The following is an 18070-nucleotide window of genomic DNA, read 5'->3' on the forward strand; positions in this document are numbered from 1 at the left end:
GCAGGGGCCGGGTACGCCGCCGCACCGGTGGCACTCGCCGGTGGTCGGGTTCGGGATGTGGGTACGGGCGGTCGAGTTCGCGTCGTGGACCACCCGGGACAGCTCGGGGGACCGGGTGAGCCGGTCCGGCGGGTCGGGAATGGATGCTGCCGAATGGTCCGCAGATCTGAACGAGATGTACCGGGCGAGGCGGGGAGTTCCGCCGATGCCGTCGTTCCTGGGCACTGTTCCCCCTTCGGGTGAAGACGATCGAGGTATCCGTCAACTTCCACCCTGGACTGCCAGCCCCACTCGGCGGAAGATGAATGGCGACCGAGGGTGACTAGGTGGCCATGGCGCTCCGACGGGTGGCTCCAGCAATCGTCCGGCACCGGTCAGTGGTGCGCCGTGATGAATTGGGGGACGTGAAAGGCTATGTCTGCGAGCGAGTATCTGGTAGAGGACCTCCGTCGCGTCCGAGAGATGCTGGGGCTCACCCAGGAGTCCTGGGGTGAGCGCCTGCACTTCTCGGCGTCGCACGTCGGAGCGGTGGAGCGCGGCGAGCGGCCGGCGCTGCCGGACTACCTCGGGGCGGTGGACCGGGTGTACGGCACCGCGTTCATGAAGTTCTATCGGGAGTTCATCCGTGGCGAGTGGACCCCGGTGTGGTACCGCCCGTTCGTCGAGTACGAGGGCCGCGCGAAACTGCTGCGGATCTTCCAACCGATGGTGATGCCCGGCCTGCTGCAGACCGAGGCGTACGCGCGTGCTCTGTTGCAGGCGCTCAACACCAGGCCGGAGGAGCTTGAGCCGACCCTGGCCGCCCGACTGGACCGGCAGGAAATCGTCACCCGGGCCACCAACGCCTGCCGACTGGTGGTGGTGCTCGACGAAATCGTGTTACGCCGGTCGGTGGGCGGGCCGGAGGTGATGCGCGACCAGTTAAAGGCGATCGCCGACGCCAACCAGCGGCAGAACGTGCAGGTGCACATCGTGCCGTTCACCACCGGAGGCTATCCAGGGGTGCTCGGGCCGATGGTGCTCGCGACCGTGGATGGCCGGACGGTCGGCTTCCTCGAAGGCCACCTGGAAGGGCGGCTGATCGAAGCCACGGATGCCACCGAGGCGCTGGAAGAGGACTGGGAGACGATCCGGGGGTACGCTCTGCCCGGCCAGCAGTCCCACGAGATGATCATGGAGGCGATCGAGACATGGAGCTGACCGAGGCGCGTTGGCGCAAGAGCACCAGGTCCGACTCGGCGAACTGTGTCGAGGTGGCCGACAACCTGCCGGGCCGCGTCTACGTCCGGGACACCAAGAACCGCGACGGCGGCTCGTTGGCGTTCGCCCCGTCGTCGTGGTCGAGCTTCGTCGAGCTGGCCAAGGCGTACGCCTGAGCCCGCGACGAACCGCTTTCCGTAGCCGGAGCACGCAGAGCCCCAGGACCCCGCCCCAGTCGCCACGGTCCCGGGGCTCCTCCGCGTTCGTCGAGGTGAGGCTGACGCACGTTAAAACACGAATATTGCGTGCGTCAGCCTCACCTCGACGACGTCAATCTCAGCCGGCCGGGTCGCGCAGGATCGCCGCGAACGTGTCGCGGATCAGCTGGTCCGTCGGGGCGTCCAGGCCGAGTTTCGTCAGGCCACCGGTGAGACGCAGGGTGGTCAGGCCGTGGACGGTGCACCAGATGGTGCGGGCCAGCGTGGTGGCGGACTGACCGGCGGGCAGGAAACCCGCCTCCTGCGCCTCGGCCACCGCCCCCACCAGAGGGGCGAAGGTGTCGGGCCGCACCTCGGCCCACGACCAGTACCGGAACATCATGCCGAAGATCGCGCTGTTCTCCTCGGCGAAGCGCAGGTACGCGGCGACCAGGCGGATGATCCGGTCGGCGGGGTCGGTTGCCTGCGCGGCGGCTGCGCGCTGAGCGGCACCGAATGCGTCGTACCCCTCGTCACGCAGCGCGGACAGCAGCGCCTCGCGGTCGGTGAAGTGCCGGTACGGCGCTGCGGAGCTGACGCCGACCCGCCGGGCCAGCTCGTTGAGGCTGAAGGCCTCCGCGCCGCGTTCGGCCAGCAACTCCCGGGCACCGGCGAGCAGCGCATCGCGTAGCGCTCCGTGGTGGTACGTCCGGCGAGTGGCCCCAGCTGCCATGTTGACGACATTAACATCAGGCCGTATGTTGACGTCACTTACATTGTGAATGGCACTTACATACTTGCCAAGGGGGCGGTCATGAGCGACACGGCAGTGGTGGCGTCACCACCGGTGCGAACGACCAGCAGAAGACCGGTGCGGCGGTCCCGCACCGGCTGGACGGCGGTGCTGCTCACCTCGCTCGCGATCGGCGGATTCTCGCTGTACACCTACGCCAGCGCCGACCTGCGCGCCCTCGCCGACGACGGTGCCGGGCTGGCCCGCACCTACGTGGACGCGCCGCTGCCGGTCCGGTGGGCCTTCTACGTCCACGTCGCCCTCGGGTCGCTCGCGCTGCTGCTCGGGCCGTGGCAGTTCTCCCAGCGACTGCGCCGCCGCTGGCCGATGGCCCACCGCTCGGTCGGCGTGGCGTACCTGCTCACCGTCGGCGTCGCGGCGGTGAGCGCGCTGGTGATGCTGCCGTTCAACCAGGCCCGGATGGTCGGCTTCTTCGGGTTCGGCGCAGTCGCGCTGCTGTGGGCGTTCACGGCGTGGCGCGGGTTCGACACCGCGCGGCGGCGGGACCTGCGTCAGCATCAGGCCTGGATGATCCGCAACTACGCGTTGACGTTCGCTGCTGTGACCCTGCGCTCGTGGGTCGGCGTCCTCATCGTCGTACAGTTGCCGTTCGCCGGACCGGACGCGGACCCGGACCTGCTGTTCGAGACCGCCTACGCCGCCGTGCCGTTCCTGTCCTGGTTGCCCAACGTGATCGTCGCCGAGTGGCTGATCCGCCGACGCGGGCTGCCCTCATTCCGGCTCGTCGACCTGAAGCCCGTGGATCAGGGCTGATCCTGGTGCGCCGCACTGGTGCCTGCGGCGATCGGGACCGAGCCGTCAGCACCTTGTATGGGCTCGCCTGGCTGGTCGTGGACTTCCTGCCTGCCGTGCTTCGATCGGTACGCCCTGAACAACGCGATACCTGCCGCCGCCGCGCCGAAGGCCAGTGTCAGCACGGCCGAGGCGACGATGGTGGGTTGGGCGCCGATGCCGGTGATCAGTGGCCCGCCGGCCATGGTGCCGAGCGGCACGGACAGGGTCACGATGGCGGCGTACGCGGCGAGTACGGGTGCTCTCATGGTGCCGTCGGTGGAGCGTTGCAGCAGGGCCATCGTGGTGGCGGGGAACGGTGCCCAGATCAGTCCGCCGATCGCGAACGCGGCGAGGGCGATGCCGGTGGGTGCGCCGAGGCCGAGTGGCAGCAGCGCCGCCCCCCAACCGAGCACGATGGCGATGGTGGTCGGCCACAGTGGCCAGCGGCGGAGGTAGCCGGCGGCGAAGCCGCCGACGATCGCTCCGACCCCGAACACCGTCCAGAACGCGGCGAGGGCACCGACCGAGCCGCCGAGTGTCTGCACGGCGTGGATCGGTAGCGCCAACTGCACCGGTCCGTAGAGGAAGAAGAATCCGAAGGTCAGGGCGGACAGGCCCAACAGGGTGCGGTCGCGCCGAATCGCGGTGAAGCCGGCCAGGCTCGACGCCTGCCGCTGCTCGATCGGGGCACGGGCGGTCCTCGGCACGGCGACCAGGTAGGTGATCGCGAGGACGGCGAAGGTCGCGGCGGTGACGGCGATGACGAGGACGGGACCGCCGACACCGATGAGGATCGCCGCCAATGCCGGACCGACCAGCATCGACGCCTCGGCGAACAGGCCGATGAGCGCATTGCCCGCCAGGCGGTGTTCCTGCGGCAGCAGTTCGGCGATGAGGGTGAACCGGCCCGCCGACCCCCAGGACCGCAACAGCGAGGAAAGCCCCAACAGCAGGGCGTACAGCGCGATGTCGAGTACGCCGGCGAGATACACCACTGGGATCATCGCCAGTACCACCGCCCGCAGGACTGCGTCCCACGCCGCTAGTGGGGCACCACTGCGACCGTTCAGCAGCCGGCCGAACAGCACGGTGCCGAGCGCGCCCGGCAGCGTGTATGCGGCGACCGCCACCGCCACCCAGACCCCGGCGCTGCGCTCAGGCACCAACTGGATCGCGAGCCAACTGACCGCGAGCAGGCTCATGCCTTCGCCCACATACGACAACGCGAACCCGGGAAGCAGCCGCTGTAGAACCCGATGCCTCACCACCGGCCAGTACGGCGAAGACCGGACGAACGACGGCACAGCTTCCCGAACGGCCATCCCGATAGCATTCCAACACCGTCGGTCACGCCGCCAGTAGGTTCTCGCCCCAGCGGAAAGCAGACGCGAGCCGCGTCGCCGGACATATCAATGCCGAAATCCGGTCGCAACGGACGTGTCAACTCGCCGCCGGCCTCGACGACCTTGCGGGTCAAGACGTTGGGTGCTGCCCGTCGAGTAGCTTGCGGCGCCATGCGGCGAACTGATCGCGGAGGTCGTCCAGCGCCTGGTCGGTGACGCCGTACGGAGCGAATTCGTCGGGATCGAGCCGACTGGCTTGTCCCAGCGCGTCGGCGAAGATGCGTCGGTCGAAGCCGCGGTCGGCGTGCTGTGCGAGATCGAGGAGGGCTTCCTGGGTGTAGCGGCCGGATCGGAGCGTGGCGTCGATGTCGATGAAGTCGCGGGCGTATGCTCGCCCGTAGAGAGCGCTCATCTTGTTCGTGACCGCGTCGTCAGGGTGGAGCACCGGTCCAATCGCCATGAGGATGGGTTCGTTGGCGCGCCAGTCCACACCCAGCTCCACCTTCGAGACACGGGTGCCGTCGGAGACCGTCAGGCGGGCGAACGTGTCGTACTGTCGCTCGATGTCGACGGTCAGGCCCTCGTCGCGGTAGGCATCCACGACGGCGGTGACTGCGGTGCTGAATTCGTCGCGGCGGTCCCAGGCCGTGAACAGGTCGACGTCCTCACTGGGGCGTTCGAGCAGGCCGGCGGCTTGGACGGCGTAGCCGCCGGCGAGTGCGAAACCGTACCGGCGGGCGGCGGCAAGCCCGGTGCGGGCGAGTCGTTCGTGGAAGGCGTCCACTGCTATGCGGCGTTCGTGTCGATGGCGACAAGTTCGGGGAAGGTCTCCTCCCAGAGTCGCCGCAGTTGGGGCGGCAGCCATAGCGTGGGCCACAGCCGCCGGAGCAGGTCGGCGTTGATCCAGGTGTTCAGGTCGTCGACCGTGGCGGCCTCGGCGAGCACCACCTTGTACATACTGGCGAGGCGAGCGGGCCGGCTCAGGTCGTACTCCGCGTTGCCGGACCAGTCCATATGCCGGGGAAGGGTGACCACGCCTGCGGTCGGGCCGGTCAGCGCGGTGAGGTTGTCGGCCACGACGTAGGGCTTGCGGTCCCCGTAGGGGCGGTAGTCCGCTGGCGGCTGCGGTGCGGTCTTGCGTCGGCTGCGGTTGGCCGCCTGCCGGACCTCCGGTCGCAGGGCCTGGCGGATCGTCTCCCGGCTGTATCCGGTTACCCGCTGCAGGTCCACCGGCCGCCAGCCGGCCGCGTGGAACGCCCGCAACTGCTCGTCTCGTGAGGTCAGAGCGGCTGACCTGGTCGCCTCGTATCTGGCGATGACCGCCCGCAGATCGTCCTCGGAGTGCTGGCCCATGCGGAAAGCCTATCAGGCTGGGCCAAGCGTGCTGGGCATTCTCCTCGACTGACGGTGGCCGGCGCACCGATCGACGGCGCGCTGATCCATACTCGGCGGCATGACGCTGACCGGTGGGCGGGCGCACCGCATCTACAGCGTCGTCGTGTTCATCGTGCTCGCCTCGCTGGACAACGTGGCGATCGGCCTGGTCCCGCCGCTGTACGGCAGCATCGCCGACACGTACGCCGTACCGGAGGGGGCGATCGGCGCGGTCACCGCCGCGACGTTCCTGGTCAGCGCGATCGCCGCGGTCGGCTGGGCGTACGTCGGCGACCACGGCGACCGTAAACCGCTGCTGATGGCCGGTACGGTGATCTGGGGGCTCGGCGCGGCCGGTACCGCCCTCGCCGGCAGCTACCCGGTGTTCTTCGCCGCGCAGCTCGTCGCCGCCGTCGGCCTCGGCGCGGTCGCCTCGGTCGGCTTCTCCGTGGTCAGCGACCTGATCACCCCCGGCCGGCGGGGCCTGGTGATGAGTTTCTGGGGGCTGTCGCAGGGCGTCGGCACGCTGGCCGGCACCCTGCTCGGCGGGCTGCTCGGGCACGCCGACTGGCGGCGGCCGTTCCTGGTGCTCGCCGCCGCCGGGCTGGTCGCCACGGTCGCGTACCTGTTCACCGTCGACGTGCGGCGCGGACAGAGCCAGCCGGAGCTGGCCGACCGGTTCGCCGCCGGCGGCGAGTACGAGCACCGGATCAGCCGGGCCGACCTGCCGACGATCGCCCGGCGGCGGACCAACGTCTGGCTGGTGGCGCAAGGGCTCACCGCCCAGGTGGCGTTCGGCTCGCTGGTCTGGCTGCCGGCGCTGTTCCGGGCCCGCGCCGAGGAGCAGGGCTACACCGCCGGTACGGCGATCATCGTCGGCAGCGTCTTCGCCACGTTGTTCCAACTCGGCGGCGCGCTGTCGATCGTCGGCGGGCTGGTCGGCGACCGGCTGCAGCGGCGTACCCCCCGGGGTCGGGCCCTGGTCGCGGCGGTCGGCATCCTCGCGGCGGTGCCGTTCTACCTGGTGTTGTTCTTCGTCCCGATGCGCATCGACGTGCCGGACGGCGCGGGTGCCGGTGCGGTGACCGCCGCCGTGCTGCGCGGCGTGTTCACCGAGCCGACGATCGGGCTGAGCTTCCTCACCGCACTGCTCGCCCTGGCGTTGACGTCGGCGAACTCGCCGAACTGGTTCGCGTTGATCGCCGACGTCAATCCGCCGGAGCACCGGGGCACCGTCTACAGCCTCGGCAACCTGGTCAACGGGGTGGGGCGGGCGACCGGCAACGCGTTGCTGCCGGTCGCCCTGCGGGCGGTCGGCGGTGTCGTCCCACCGCCGTTGAACTACGCCGTCGGCCTGGCCGTGTTCCAGCTGTTCTTCATCCCGACCGGGATCATGTACTGGCTGGCGTCCCGGTCGGCGCCGGGCGACATCGCCGACGTGCACCGCCTGCTCGACGTCCGGGCCGGTGAACCCACGGTCACTGACGTTGCCGGGCCCAGACGGTGACGTCGGTCGGCACCCGCCCGTTGCCGGTCAGCGGACCGCTGGCGATCAGCGGTTCGGTGCCCGGCGGCAGCGACACCGGCTCGACACCGAAGTTCGTCACCACGGTCACCTCGTCGACGCAGCAGGCGAGCACGTCCTCCGGCGACTCCAGCCACCGCAGCCGGCCGGCGCCGAGCCCCAGCTCGCGGCGCAGCCGCAGCGCCGTCCGGTACAGCTCGTAGGTCGACCCCGGCACGTCGCGCTGCCGGTCGAGGGCGTACTCGGCCCACACCGGTGGCTGCGGCAGCCAGCTGGCGTCGGTCGGCCCGAACCCGTAGGACGGGCTGTCCGCCTCCCACGGGATCGGCACCCGGCAGCCGTCCCGGCCGCGCTCGGTGTGGTCGGTGCGCCGCCAGGTCGGGTCCTGCCGGACCTCGTCCGGCAGCGTGGTGTGCTCCGGCAGACCCAGCTCCTCACCCTGGTAGAGGTATGCCGAGCCGGGCAGCGCCAGCATCAGCAGGGTGGCGGCGCGGGCCCGGCGCAGCCCGAGCGCGGTGTCCGGCTGCGGGTCGTTCGCGCCGATGCCGCGCGGCCGGGCCGCGCCGATCGGCAGCGCCAGCCGGGTGGCGTGGCGCAGCACGTCATGGTTGGACAACACCCAGGTGGTGGGCGCGCCGACGGCCTCGGTGGCGGCCAGCGACCGTTCGATCACCGTACGCTGCGCCTCGGAGGTCCACGCCGCCTCCAGGTACTCGAAGTTGAACGCCTGGTGCATCTCGTCCGGCCGGACGTACGCGGCGAGCCGCTCCGCCGGCTGCACCCACGCCTCGGCGACCAGGATCTGCTGACCGGGGTGCGCGTCCAGCACCGACCGCCACTGCCGGTAGATCTCGTGTACGCCGTCCTGGTCCCACATCGGCGGCCGGGGCTGGTCGACGTGATTGCCGGAGGTGGTTTCCTCCGGGTAGTGCCAGTCGGCCAGGTCGGCCTGTTTGACCAGGCCGTGCGCCACGTCGACCCGGAAGCCGTCGACGCCCCGGTCCAGCCAGAACCGCAGGATGGCCACGAACTCGTCGCGGACCTGCGTCGAGTCCCAGTTGAGGTCGGGCTGGCCGGCGTCGAACAGGTGCAGATACCACTGGCCCGGCGTACCGTCCGGGTTGTCGGTCCTGGTCCAGGCCGGGCCGCCGAAGACGGACCGCCAGCTGTTCGGCGGCTGGTCCCCATCTGGGCCGCGGCCGTCGCGGAAGATGTACCGGTCCCGGGCCGGGCTGCCCGGCTCGGCGCCGAGCGCCTCGACGAACCAGGGGTGCGCCGACGACGTGTGATTCGGCACCAGGTCGACGATCACCCGCAGCCCCCGGTCGTGGGCCTCGGCGATCAGGCGGTCGGCGTCGGCCAGCCGGCCGAAGATCGGGTCGACGTCGCGGTAGTCGGCCACGTCGTAGCCGGCGTCGGCCTGCGGCGACGGGTAGAACGGTGACAGCCAGATCGCGTCGACGCCGAGGGCGACGAGGTCGTCCAGTCGGGCGACGACGCCGGGCAGGTCACCGATGCCGTCGCCGTCGGAGTCGGCGAACGACCGCGGGTAGATCTGGTAGATGACCGCCTCCCGCCACCATTCGGTGCCGGCACCGTCACGGGTACGGGTCGATGGCGTGTTCACCAGTGTGCTCCTCAACTCAGCTCGGTTGGCGGGCTGCCCCGCTGCCAGGAACGCCCTGGCGGCGGGGTCAGCGGTGCCTCGTACGTGGGTTTACCAGGTCGGCCGGTGCGGTTACCCGGTTTCACGCGGTGGCGGTCATCCCGTTTCTCGGGGTGGCGCGGTCGACTCGCGGACCACCAGCCGGGTGGGCAGGGTCACCGTGTCGGTCGGCGTGCCGGCGGTGCCGGCAAGTGGGCCGGCTGCGAGTGGGCCGGGCGGCGTTCCGGCTGCGAGTGGGCCGAGCAGCGTGCCGGCGGCCAGTCGGCCCTGCTCGGCGGCAGGTTGGGCGACGGTGGTCAGCCCGACCACCCGGGCCACGTCGTGGTCGTCGATGCCGATCACGCTGACGTCGGCCGGCACCCGCAGTCCGGCCTGGCGCAGGACGGCGATGGCGCCGAGCGCCATCTCGTCGCAGGCGGCGAAGATCGCGGTCGGCACCGGGCCGCGGCGCAGCAGTTCGGTAGTGGCCAGCCCGCCGCCGGCGATGGTGAAGTCGCCCTCCACGTCCAGCGCCGGGTCCGGGGTGAGGCCGGCCGCGACCAGCGCCTCCCGGTAGCCGCGGCGACGGTCCAGGTGGGCGGTGAAGGCCAGTTCTTCGCCGGAGTTGCCGGAGATGTGGGCGATCCGCCGGTGCCCGAGCCCGATCAGGTGGCCGGTGGCGGTCCGGGCGGCGGCCACGTCGTCGATCCGGATGCTGGGCCAGCCGGGTACGCCGGTGCCGGAGCTGACCGTCACCCCCGGCATGCCCAACGCGGAGATGGCGGCGAAGTCGGACCGGTGCAGCGGGGTGGCGACCAGCATCAACGCGTCCACCCGGTGGCGCAGGCTGGCGGTGTGCAGCATCATCCGCTGCCGGGCGTTCTCCCGCCCGCCGAGGTTGTACAGCAGCAGGTCGTAGCCGGCTTCCTGCAGCGTGTTCTCGGCGGCTTCGACGACGGTGCTGAAGAACCAGCGGGTGATCCGGGGCACCACGACGGCGACGGCGCGGGTCTTGCCGCCGGCCAGCCGCGATGCGCTGGGCGAGACGATGTACCCGAGTTGCGCGGCGGCGTCGAGGACCCGCAGCCGGGTCGCCTCGGTGACCGTCGGCAGGCCCCGCAGGGCCCGCGAGACGGTCGCGGTGGAGACCCCGGCCAGCCGGGCGACGTCGTCGATTCTGGTCATGGATCATCACCTCGCCATCCGCGCGGTCGCGGCCGGCGTCAGCCCTTGGTCAGCCCTTGACGCTGCCGGCCAGCAGCCCTCGGACGAAATACCGCTGCAGGGAGAGGAAGACGATCAACGGCACGATGATCGAGACGAAGGCACCGGACGTCAGGCGTTGCCACTGGTCACCTCGGGTGCCGGCGAGTTCGGCCAGCCGTACCGTCAGTGGCGCCACCCGACTCTCACCACCCGCGAAGATCAACGCGACGAGCAGGTCGTTCCAGACCCAGAGGAACTGGAAGATGCCGAACGCGGCCAGCGCCGGGGCGATCAGCGGCAGCACGATGGTCCGGAAGATCTTCGGGTGGCTGGCCCCGTCGACCCGGGCCGCCTCCATCAGGTCCTTGGGCAGCTGCGACACGAAGTTGTGCAGCAGGAACACCCCCAGCGGCAGTGCGAAGCAGGTGTGCGCGAACCAGACCTGGACATAGCGTTCGTAGCTGTCCAGCCCCCACGGCGGGGTGATGGTGACGCCGCCGATCGTGGTGCCCTGCGAGAAGAACCGCAGCAACGGCACCAGCGCCATCTGCAGCGGCACGATCTGCAGCGCGAAGATGCAGATGTAGATCAGGTCCCGGCCGCGGAAGTTGATCCAGGCCAGCGCGTACGCGGCCAGTGCCGCGAAGGCCAGCGGGAACAGCACCGACGGGATGGTGATCACCAGTGAGTTGATGAAGTAGCTGGACAACTGCCCGGACGACGAGGACCGGCCGAACAGTACGTCCTGGTAGTTCTGCAGGGTGACCTGCGGGTTGGTGAAGAAGGTCCACCAACCGGTGGTCCGGATCTCCTCAGCCGGTCGGAACGAGGAGACGAACAGACCGAAGGTCGGAATGGTCCAGATCACCGCGATGACGATCGCGACGATCGTCGCCGTCGGAGTGTTGAGCCGCTTGCGGACCCGGCCGACCCGGGTACGGGGCCGTTCCTCCCCGCTGCTGGCCGGAGCGGCCACGGGGGGCGTGGTGGTGGTCACGGGTGTCACACCTCCCGCTGCTTGCGCAGGTTACGGATCTGGTAGATGACGATCGGGATGACCAGCACGAACAGGAACACCGCCAGGGCCGAGCCGTAGCCGTTCTGGCCGTAACGGAACGCCTGGTTGTACATCTCGTTGGCGATCACACCGGTGTCGTAGTTGCCGTTGGTCATCGTCCGGACGATGTCGAAGACCTTCAGGGTGGCGATCGAGATGGTCACCACCACGACGATCAGCGCCGGGCGGATGCTCGGCATGGTGACCCGCCAGAACATCTGCCAGGCGTTCACCCCGTCGAGGCGGGCGGCTTCGATGATGTCGGCCGGGATCGCCTTGATCGCGGCGGAGAGCACCACCATCGCGAACCCGGCCTGGATCCAGATCATCACCACGATCAGCAGCAGCGTGTTCAGCGGGGCGTTGAGCTGCAGCCAGCGCTGCGGCTCGAAGCCGAACAGGGTGACCAGGTAGTTGAGCAGGCCGTACTGCTCCTGTTCGCCGCCCCGGTACGCGTAGACGAACCGCCAGATGATGCTGGCGCCGACGAAGGAGATCGCCATCGGCATGAAGACCAGCGACTTGGCCAGCGCCTCGAACCGGGCCTTGTCCACCATGATCGCGTAGAGCAGGCCGATCGCGGTCGCCACCGTCGGCACCAGGATCACCCAGATCAGGGTGTTGGTCAGCACCTGGATGATCTCGTCCTGGGAGAACATCCAGCGGTAGTTCTCCAGGCCGACCCAGTTCTCGCTGCGTCCGTCCATGAACGACAGGACGGTGGTGCGCAGGGCCGGAATGACCAGCCCGATGCCGAGTAGCAGCAGGGCCGGCAGCAGAAAGAACAGGCCGAACATGCCTTCGCCGCCGCGCCGGGGTCGGCCGATCGGCATCGATCCGCCGCCACCACCGGCGCTGGCCGCGATCAGCCGCTGCTCCCGTCGGCGGGCGAACCAGCTTGGCACCGCGTCGAGCAACAGCAGCATGCCGCCGACGATCACCACGAACGCGATCAGGCCGTACAGCAGCATCAACAGCTTCGGGTACTGCTCAGCGAAGTCGAAGTACATCCGCCCTCCCAACGGATCGTCGACCGGAGCCAGCTATGGCGCGGCCGGCCCACCCCCGGTGTGCTCGTGGGTGGGCCGGCCGCGTGGTGTCAGCTGGTCGGCCAGGAGCCTTCGATGTAGTCGAGGGTCTCGGCGGTGCTCTGGCCGCTGAGCCAGTCCACCATGCCGCGCCAGAAGGTGCCCGCGCCGACCGCAGCCGGCATCAGGTCCGAACCGTCGAAGCGGAACGTGGTGTTCTCGTCCTGCAGGATCTCCACGGAGAGCCGGTCGATCGGGTTCTCCACGTTGGCGATGTCCAGCCCGCTGTTGGCCGACACCCAGTTGCCGAGCGAGGCCCGGCTGTTGGCGTACTCCGGCGAGGCCAGGTAGGTCTGCACCGCCTGGACCTCGGGCCGGTCGGCGAAGGCCACGGTGAACTCGCCACCGCCGAGGACCGGCTGGCCGGCGCTCGGGTCGTTGGTCGGGAAGTAGAACGCGAAGACGTCGCCGTCCTCGGCCACCTCGGTGCCCTCGGGCCACTGGTTGGCGTAGAAGCTGGCCTGCCGGTGCAGCGCGCAGTCACCGTCGAGGATCGGGGTGCCGGCATCCTGGAACGAGGTCGCGGTGATGCTGTCCACGCCACCGAAGCCGCCGTTGACGTACTCCTCGTTCTTGAGGATCGAGCCGGCCTGGTTGACGGCCTCGGCGACCCGCGGGTCGTTGAACGGGATGTCGTGGGTGGTCCACTGGTCGTAGACCTCCGGCGTCTGGGTCCGGAGCATGATGTCCTCGATCCAGTCGGTGGCCGGCCAGCCGGTGGCGTCACCGGACTCGACCCCGACGCACCACGGCTTGGTGCCGGTGGCGGCGACCTCGTCGCTGAGCGTGATCAGGTCGTCCCAGGTCTCCGGCACGGTCCAGCCGTTGTCGGCGAACATGCTGGGCGAGTACCAGACGAAGGACTTGACGTTGGAGCCGAGCGGGGCGCCGTAGAAGGTGCCGTCGACCGTGCCGTACGCCAGCCAGTCCTCGCTGTAGTTGGCCTCGGCCATCGCCTTGGTCTCGTCGGAGGCGGCCTGCAGCTGGCCGGCCTCAGCGAACCGCCCGAGCAGGCCGGGCTGCGGGATGAAGGCGATGTCCGGCGGGTTGCCGCCGTCCACCCGCACCTGCAGCTGGGCTTCGAACTCGCCACTGCCCTCGTAGCGGATGTCGATGCCGGTGCAGTCGACGAACTCGCTCCAGGACTGCTCGAGCAGGTCCGCCTCGGCGTCACGGATCGAGGCGTAGATCGTCACCTCGGTGCCGTCGTTGCCCTGGTAGTCACTGTATGGGGCGCATTCCTCGGAATCCGGGTCCGCGCTGGTGCCGCTGTCGGAAACACACGCCGTCGAGGCGAGGGCCAGCCCGAGCACGCTGGCGAGCGCGAAGGCCTGGCGTGGTCTGGTGAAGACCGCCATGGAGCGTTCTCCCTTCCTAGCCGGCGGGCCCCGCGTCCCTGCGGTCTGGCTGCGCCGGTCGGTTGCTGTCTGGGCGTCTTCATATGTAAGCGCTTGCAATGGAAGCGCGTCCAGTCCTGACCAGCTACGAGCCAGTAACGATTCGGAAACCTTGACCCGCTACTCAGCTGTTGAGCTGCCAGATGGACAGGTTCAGCGCGGCGGCGAAGGTGACCCAGCCCCAGTACGGGACCATCAGCAGGGCGGCTGGTCGCCACACCCGCCAGAACAGCACCACGGTGGCACCGACGAGCAGCCAGAGGAGCACGATCTCAGCGAACGCCAGACCGTACCGGCCGGCGGCGAAGAACAGCGGTGTCCAGGCGGCGTTGAGCACCAGTTGGGCCAGCCAACTGGCGATCGCCAGGCCGACGCCGGCGCGCCGCCAGACGGTGAATCCGGCGACGGCGATCAGCACGTACAGGATGGTCCAAACCGGGCTGAACAGCCAGGACGGCGGTGCCCAGGACGGCTGGACCAGTTCGGCGTAACGGGAACCGGCGTCGCGGGCGGCGAACGCCCCGACCGCTGCGGCCGCCGCCACCAGGCCGAGGAACACCGGGAAACCCCACCACGAGCGCATCGCGACTCCAGGAACAGATCAGGCCGGGGCCGCCGGCGCCGGTCCACGGTGGGGAGGACCGGGCCGGTTCCGGCGGCCCCGGCAGGCTCGGGGTCGATGTGGTCAGGTCGATGTCGGTCGAAGGAGCCGGGGGTTCGCCCGGCACCGTCAAGCGAACAGGCTCACGCCGCCGGGACCGACGAGCAGCCCGACGACGATCAGTACGATGCCCCAGAGCAGTTGCCGACGGAACAGCGCGAGAACGCCGGCGACGACCAGGACGACTGCGAGAATCCAGAGAAGTAGCTCCATGGCCGCTGAATACCCTTGCGACCGGCGACGGAAACCTTCACCGGTCTGGTCAAGGGACCGACCCGGCGAGCGAATACACGCTGTACGCCTGTTTGATCACCGGATGGGCGACGTTACGGACCTGTACCCCTCCGGGTGTAGTGCCCCGCTCCGTGCCGAAATGGGCGTGACCGTGCACCGCCAGGTCGGTCGGTGCCGCGTCAATCGCCTCGGCCAGCAGGTAGGAGCCGAGGAACGGGTAGATCTCGGGCGGCTCGCCGGTGAGCGTCTCCGGCACCGGCGAATAGTGGGTCAACGCCACCCGTACATCGCAGTCCAGGTCGACCAGCGCCGCCCCTAGCCGGTCGGCGGCGTCCGCCGTGGTGGCGACGAACGCCTTCATCTCCGGCTCACCGAACCGGCTGGCGCACCGCCCGGCGAACCCGCCGCCGAACCCCTTGACCCCGGCCACCCCGAGCCGGCCGCCGGGGCAGTCCACCACCACGCCGTCGCCGTCAAGCACCGTGACCCCCGCGTCGTTGAGTATCCCGACCAGCTGCGGCACCTGGTCACAGTGGTGGTCGTGATTGCCCAGCACCGCCACCACCGGGACCGGCAGATCCCCGAACTCGTCGGCCACGCACCGCGCCTGCGACTCCGTTCCGTGGCGGGTCAGGTCGCCGGCCAGCAGTAGGACGTCGGCCCGGTCGCCGAGCTGCGCCAACGCCGGCCGGAACCGGCCCAGCACGTCGCTGTCCATGTGCACGTCTCCGACAGCCGCGACGCGGATCACGACAACTCCTCCGCCTCGGTGGGCGCGGTGGTCCGACTGACGACGATGTCGACGATCAGGCGTACGCCGGGAAAGCGCTCGGCCACCAGCCGGACGATCTCCGCCCGCCGGTGGGCGCTCTCGACCTCGCCGCACAGCGCCAGGCTGTGGTCCCGGCGGGAGACACCCACCCCCTGCTCGGCGATGTCGGCGTGCTCGCTGAGCATCCGCTGCACCGCCGCCTCGGTGTAGCCGTCCAGCCGGTCCGGCCCGGTCTGTCGCATCGACTGCCCCGATGTCCGGGTCATTGCCCCACCTCCTGGCTGTCGTCGGGTGCACGTCGGTGGCATACCCGTTCCCGGCCGGTTCGTGCGTGCGGGCGCGGCGCGGCGCGTGGCAGTGGGCGAGCGGGGTGACGACGTGCACGTGCTCGCTACCGTTGGGAAGGTGCTCGTCACAGTGACCCATGCGCCACCGTCACCACCATCACCGTCCCGGCCCGCGTCTCGCCCGCTGTCGCCCGTACAGTCCACGTCGTCAGCCGTGCCGCCATGCCCGCCACCGGACCCCGCAGGGAGCACAGTGGACGCCGATCCGGCCTGGTCGCCGCCGGACGGGCTGCGACGGATCGCGTTGGTGGGCATCGACGGGGTCGGCAAGACTACTCAGGCACACCTGCTGGCGGAGGCGCTGACCGCCGCCGGCCGGCCCGCCCGGTACTGGCGCAACGCCGGCGGTCGACGCTGGCTCGACCGGTTCGCGGTCCGGATCGGCCGCCCGGATGCCCGGCGGATGGTCGGCCGTGGCGGGCTGATGTTCCTGGAGGCGTTGCTGCGCTGGCTCGCGATCGCCCGGTCGGTGCTCGGCTCGCGTCGAGTGATCGCGGTGATGGACCGGTACGCGGTATGCCAGTACGCCAGCATCCGCACCCACGGCGCCGGCCGCTGGGAACGGCTCGCCCGGCTGGCGTACCGGGTGTTTCCCCGACCGGACGTGACGTTCCTGCTCTGGCTGCCGCCCGCCGAAGCGGCCCGTCGGATCGACGCTCGGGGCACCGACCACGAGTCGCTGGAGTTCCTGGCGACCAGCGCGGCGGCCTACGGGTCGCTGCCGGAGGCCGCCGGGTTCGTGGTGATCGACGCCCGGGGCCCGGCCGCCCAGGTCGCTGCAAAGATCCGGCAGCGGCTGACCGACGGGCGGCCGGACGACGGGCGGCCGGACGACGGGCGGCCGGCCGGCGCGTCGTGGTGGCCGGATCAGGACGATTCGCGCGCGTCGTGACCCGATCGTCGGTGCCTGCCCGGGCGGTGATGAACCGTGCAACCCGCTCGGGCCGTACTCCTGGCCAGGACCAACCGGCCGGCGGGCAGTGACGAGGATCGCAGGAGGGGTAGTGACGGGAATCGCTGCGCCTTGCCAGGTGTCGTGGTGTGCTGGAAGCCTGCCACACCCCGCCGACCTCAATGAATCGGGCCGTCGGCCGGCCCGACGCGGCGCGGCGATCGAGGAGCCTGGCAGGAAACGCCAATCCCGTTCACAGCAATTATTCAGGCAATCGTGTCAGCTTCGACTCACGAGACGGAATCCCTGACGCGTCTCATCTGTTGTGTAGGTGTCGGCGCCATACGGCGGGGCCTGCCACATCAGGTTCGCCGGATCGGAGGCAGACGTGACGGGGGAGAGGCTGATGGAGATGCGCATCGCAGGTGACAGGGCACGACGTGGGGTTAACGAGGGGACCGTGAGCAACGTGGAGAAGACGATGGCTTTGCGGACCGACGAGGTCGCCGAGGAGCGGGACCTCGTTGGCGTCTACCTGCATGAGATCTCCCGCACGCCGCTTCTCGACGCGGCCCGGGAAGTCGACCTCTCCAAGGCGATCGAGGCCGGCCTGTACGCGGAACACCTGCTGGAGCAGGGTGTGCCGCGGGCCGGGGTGAGCCGCGAGGAGTTGGAGCGGCTGGTCGTCGAGGGCGAGCGGGCGAAGGACCTGTTCATCCGGGCCAACCTGCGTCTGGTGGTGTCGATCGCCCGCCGCTACGTCCGGTCCGGGATGCCGATGCTGGACCTGATCCAGGAGGGCAACACCGGTCTGGTCCGCGCGGTGGAGAAGTTCGACTACGAGCGTGGTTTCAAGTTCTCCACCTACGCGACCTGGTGGATCCGGCAGGCCATCAGCCGGGCGATCGCCCAGCAGGAGCGGACCGTACGGCTTCCGGTGCACCTTGTCGAGGACGTCAACCGGATGCGCAACGTCGCCCGCCAGTTGACCCGCGAGCTCGGTTCGGACCCCGAGCCGGAGCAGATCGCCGCCTCGCTCGGCGTGCCGGTCGAACGGGTGCACGAGCTGGTGCGGTGGTCGCAGGACACGGTGTCGTTGGACACCCCGGTCGGCGACGACGGCGACACCAACCTGGGCGACCTGGTGGCCGACAGCGACGCCCCGTCGCCGGAGGACATCGTGCTGACCGGGCTGGAGCGGCAGCGGATCGAGGGCCTGCTCAACCACCTGGACGACCGGTCCGCCGGCATCATGCGGGCCCGGTACGGCCTGGAGGACGGGCGGGAGCACTCGCTGACCGAGGTCGCGTCGCGCTTCTCGCTGTCCCGGGAGCGCATCCGTCAGCTGGAGATCCAGGCACTGGGCCGGCTGCGGGAGCTGGCCCGGGCAGAAGGGCTGCAGGCCGCCTGACGAACTGACCGCAGGCGACCTGACCCGCCGACGAACCGACAGACTACCGACGAACTGCCGACGGCCCGGGGGGAGGGGTTGAGGGGGGGGGGGCGCTGTTTTTTTTCCAATCTTACGGTTTCTACAACTTTTT

Annotated in this window: 20 protein-coding genes; 6 read left to right on the top strand and 14 right to left on the bottom strand. The window is 70.0% G+C overall.

Annotated features, from left to right (window positions below; translation table 11 throughout):
* The coding region (locus tag ACXAHD_RS25200; protein ID WP_475053641.1) for a hypothetical protein at nucleotides 1-225 on the bottom strand (225 nt) is incomplete at its 3' end.
* Between the two features lie 189 nt (nucleotides 226-414).
* Between ACXAHD_RS25200 and ACXAHD_RS25205 the strand changes: the two genes are divergently transcribed.
* Both ACXAHD_RS25205 and ACXAHD_RS25210 read left to right on the top strand, forming a co-directional pair.
* Nucleotides 415-1200 (top strand): helix-turn-helix domain-containing protein, encoded by a 786-nt coding sequence (locus tag ACXAHD_RS25205; RefSeq protein ID WP_421357347.1) that lies wholly within the window; start codon nucleotides 415-417, stop codon nucleotides 1198-1200.
* A complete protein-coding gene (locus tag ACXAHD_RS25210; protein WP_281553722.1) occupies nucleotides 1191-1376 on the top strand; it encodes a DUF397 domain-containing protein in 186 nt (61 codons plus the stop codon). Before ACXAHD_RS25205 ends, ACXAHD_RS25210 begins: the two co-directional genes overlap by 10 nt.
* 160 nt (nucleotides 1377-1536) lie before the next feature.
* On the opposite strand, the gene ACXAHD_RS25215 is transcribed toward ACXAHD_RS25210, so the two are convergent.
* Nucleotides 1537-2130 (bottom strand): TetR/AcrR family transcriptional regulator, encoded by a 594-nt coding sequence (locus tag ACXAHD_RS25215; RefSeq protein WP_281553723.1) that lies wholly within the window; start codon nucleotides 2128-2130, stop codon nucleotides 1537-1539.
* A gap of 81 nt (nucleotides 2131-2211) precedes the next feature.
* On the opposite strand from ACXAHD_RS25215, the gene ACXAHD_RS25220 reads away from it, so the two are divergent.
* On the top strand, nucleotides 2212-2964 hold the full coding sequence (locus ACXAHD_RS25220) for a DUF2306 domain-containing protein (RefSeq protein ID WP_421357344.1): 753 nt from the start codon (nucleotides 2212-2214) through the stop codon (nucleotides 2962-2964).
* Here the strand turns inward: ACXAHD_RS25220 and ACXAHD_RS25225 are convergent.
* The 3 genes from ACXAHD_RS25225 to ACXAHD_RS25235 all read right to left on the bottom strand — a co-directional run bounded on the left by ACXAHD_RS25225 (nucleotide 2955) and on the right by ACXAHD_RS25235 (nucleotide 5681).
* A complete protein-coding gene (locus ACXAHD_RS25225) occupies nucleotides 2955-4253 on the bottom strand; it encodes an MFS transporter (protein ID WP_281553725.1) in 1299 nt (432 codons plus the stop codon). The two genes, ACXAHD_RS25220 and ACXAHD_RS25225, sit on opposite strands and share 10 nt — an antisense overlap.
* Nucleotides 4254-4458: 205 nt before the next feature.
* Nucleotides 4459-5112, bottom strand: a complete 654-nt coding sequence (locus ACXAHD_RS25230; protein WP_475053647.1) for a nucleotidyl transferase AbiEii/AbiGii toxin family protein — start codon at nucleotides 5110-5112, stop codon at nucleotides 4459-4461.
* Between the two features lie 2 nt (nucleotides 5113-5114).
* On the bottom strand, nucleotides 5115-5681 hold the full coding sequence (locus ACXAHD_RS25235; RefSeq protein ID WP_475053650.1) for a hypothetical protein: 567 nt from the start codon (nucleotides 5679-5681) through the stop codon (nucleotides 5115-5117).
* Between the two features lie 100 nt (nucleotides 5682-5781).
* Here ACXAHD_RS25235 and ACXAHD_RS25240 point away from each other — a divergent pair, with 100 nt between their 5' ends.
* A complete protein-coding gene (locus ACXAHD_RS25240; RefSeq protein WP_475053652.1) occupies nucleotides 5782-7209 on the top strand; it encodes an MFS transporter in 1428 nt (475 codons plus the stop codon).
* Here the strand turns inward: ACXAHD_RS25240 and ACXAHD_RS25245 are convergent.
* From ACXAHD_RS25245 to ACXAHD_RS25285, 9 genes are all read right to left on the bottom strand, one after another.
* Nucleotides 7181-8854 (bottom strand): glycoside hydrolase family 13 protein, encoded by a 1674-nt coding sequence (locus tag ACXAHD_RS25245; protein ID WP_281553730.1) that lies wholly within the window; start codon nucleotides 8852-8854, stop codon nucleotides 7181-7183. The genes ACXAHD_RS25240 and ACXAHD_RS25245 overlap by 29 nt on opposite strands.
* A 135-nt stretch (nucleotides 8855-8989) precedes the next feature.
* Complete coding sequence (locus ACXAHD_RS25250) at nucleotides 8990-10057, bottom strand: LacI family DNA-binding transcriptional regulator (protein ID WP_281553731.1); 1068 nt, start codon at nucleotides 10055-10057, stop codon at nucleotides 8990-8992.
* A 49-nt stretch (nucleotides 10058-10106) separates the two neighbouring features.
* A complete protein-coding gene (locus tag ACXAHD_RS25255; protein ID WP_281553732.1) occupies nucleotides 10107-11075 on the bottom strand; it encodes a carbohydrate ABC transporter permease in 969 nt (322 codons plus the stop codon).
* A gap of 5 nt (nucleotides 11076-11080) precedes the next feature.
* Nucleotides 11081-12145 carry a carbohydrate ABC transporter permease gene (locus tag ACXAHD_RS25260; protein ID WP_281553733.1) on the bottom strand — a complete coding sequence of 355 codons (1065 nt, stop codon included), beginning with the start codon at nucleotides 12143-12145 and terminating at the stop codon, nucleotides 11081-11083.
* An 89-nt stretch (nucleotides 12146-12234) separates the two neighbouring features.
* Entirely contained in the window at nucleotides 12235-13581 is a 1347-nt protein-coding gene (locus tag ACXAHD_RS25265) for an ABC transporter substrate-binding protein (protein ID WP_475053657.1), read from the bottom strand.
* Between the two features lie 163 nt (nucleotides 13582-13744).
* Complete coding sequence (locus ACXAHD_RS25270; protein ID WP_281553735.1) at nucleotides 13745-14203, bottom strand: TspO/MBR family protein; 459 nt, start codon at nucleotides 14201-14203, stop codon at nucleotides 13745-13747.
* 147 nt (nucleotides 14204-14350) lie between these two features.
* Nucleotides 14351-14494, bottom strand: a complete 144-nt coding sequence (locus ACXAHD_RS25275) for a GPGG-motif small membrane protein (RefSeq protein ID WP_199757467.1) — start codon at nucleotides 14492-14494, stop codon at nucleotides 14351-14353.
* 49 nt (nucleotides 14495-14543) lie between these two features.
* Nucleotides 14544-15233, bottom strand: a complete 690-nt coding sequence (locus ACXAHD_RS25280) for a metallophosphoesterase family protein (RefSeq protein ID WP_281555481.1) — start codon at nucleotides 15231-15233, stop codon at nucleotides 14544-14546.
* Between the two features lie 29 nt (nucleotides 15234-15262).
* Entirely contained in the window at nucleotides 15263-15553 is a 291-nt protein-coding gene (locus tag ACXAHD_RS25285) for a hypothetical protein (protein ID WP_475053662.1), read from the bottom strand.
* 274 nt (nucleotides 15554-15827) lie between these two features.
* Between ACXAHD_RS25285 and ACXAHD_RS25290 the strand changes: the two genes are divergently transcribed.
* Both ACXAHD_RS25290 and ACXAHD_RS25295 read left to right on the top strand, forming a co-directional pair.
* Nucleotides 15828-16526 (top strand): dTMP kinase, encoded by a 699-nt coding sequence (locus tag ACXAHD_RS25290; RefSeq protein WP_475053666.1) that lies wholly within the window; start codon nucleotides 15828-15830, stop codon nucleotides 16524-16526.
* Nucleotides 16527-16944: 418 nt separating this feature from the next.
* Complete coding sequence (locus tag ACXAHD_RS25295; RefSeq protein ID WP_416553775.1) at nucleotides 16945-17937, top strand: sigma-70 family RNA polymerase sigma factor; 993 nt, start codon at nucleotides 16945-16947, stop codon at nucleotides 17935-17937.
* Nucleotides 17938-18070 lie beyond the last annotated feature (133 nt).

It is taken from the genome of Micromonospora sp. ABR4_055, from assembly GCF_056160425.1.

Bases quoted from the DNA above. Each gene is read 5' to 3' on its own strand.
- ACXAHD_RS25205 (WP_421357347.1), top strand. From the start codon at position 415: ATGTCTGCGAGCGAGTATCTGGTAGAGGACCTCCGTCGCGTCCGAGAG.
- ACXAHD_RS25210 (WP_281553722.1), top strand. From the start codon at position 1,191: ATGGAGCTGACCGAGGCGCGTTGGCGCAAGAGCACCAGGTCCGACTCG.
- ACXAHD_RS25215 (WP_281553723.1), bottom strand. From the start codon at position 2,130: ATGGCAGCTGGGGCCACTCGCCGGACGTACCACCACGGAGCGCTACGC.
- ACXAHD_RS25220 (WP_421357344.1), top strand. From the start codon at position 2,212: ATGAGCGACACGGCAGTGGTGGCGTCACCACCGGTGCGAACGACCAGC.
- ACXAHD_RS25235 (WP_475053650.1), bottom strand. From the start codon at position 5,681: ATGGGCCAGCACTCCGAGGACGATCTGCGGGCGGTCATCGCCAGATAC.
- ACXAHD_RS25240 (WP_475053652.1), top strand. From the start codon at position 5,782: ATGACGCTGACCGGTGGGCGGGCGCACCGCATCTACAGCGTCGTCGTG.
- ACXAHD_RS25250 (WP_281553731.1), bottom strand. From the start codon at position 10,057: ATGACCAGAATCGACGACGTCGCCCGGCTGGCCGGGGTCTCCACCGCG.
- ACXAHD_RS25260 (WP_281553733.1), bottom strand. From the start codon at position 12,145: ATGTACTTCGACTTCGCTGAGCAGTACCCGAAGCTGTTGATGCTGCTG.
- ACXAHD_RS25265 (WP_475053657.1), bottom strand. From the start codon at position 13,581: ATGGCGGTCTTCACCAGACCACGCCAGGCCTTCGCGCTCGCCAGCGTG.
- ACXAHD_RS25270 (WP_281553735.1), bottom strand. From the start codon at position 14,203: ATGCGCTCGTGGTGGGGTTTCCCGGTGTTCCTCGGCCTGGTGGCGGCG.
- ACXAHD_RS25275 (WP_199757467.1), bottom strand. From the start codon at position 14,494: ATGGAGCTACTTCTCTGGATTCTCGCAGTCGTCCTGGTCGTCGCCGGC.
- ACXAHD_RS25280 (WP_281555481.1), bottom strand. From the start codon at position 15,233: ATGGACAGCGACGTGCTGGGCCGGTTCCGGCCGGCGTTGGCGCAGCTC.
- ACXAHD_RS25285 (WP_475053662.1), bottom strand. From the start codon at position 15,553: ATGACCCGGACATCGGGGCAGTCGATGCGACAGACCGGGCCGGACCGG.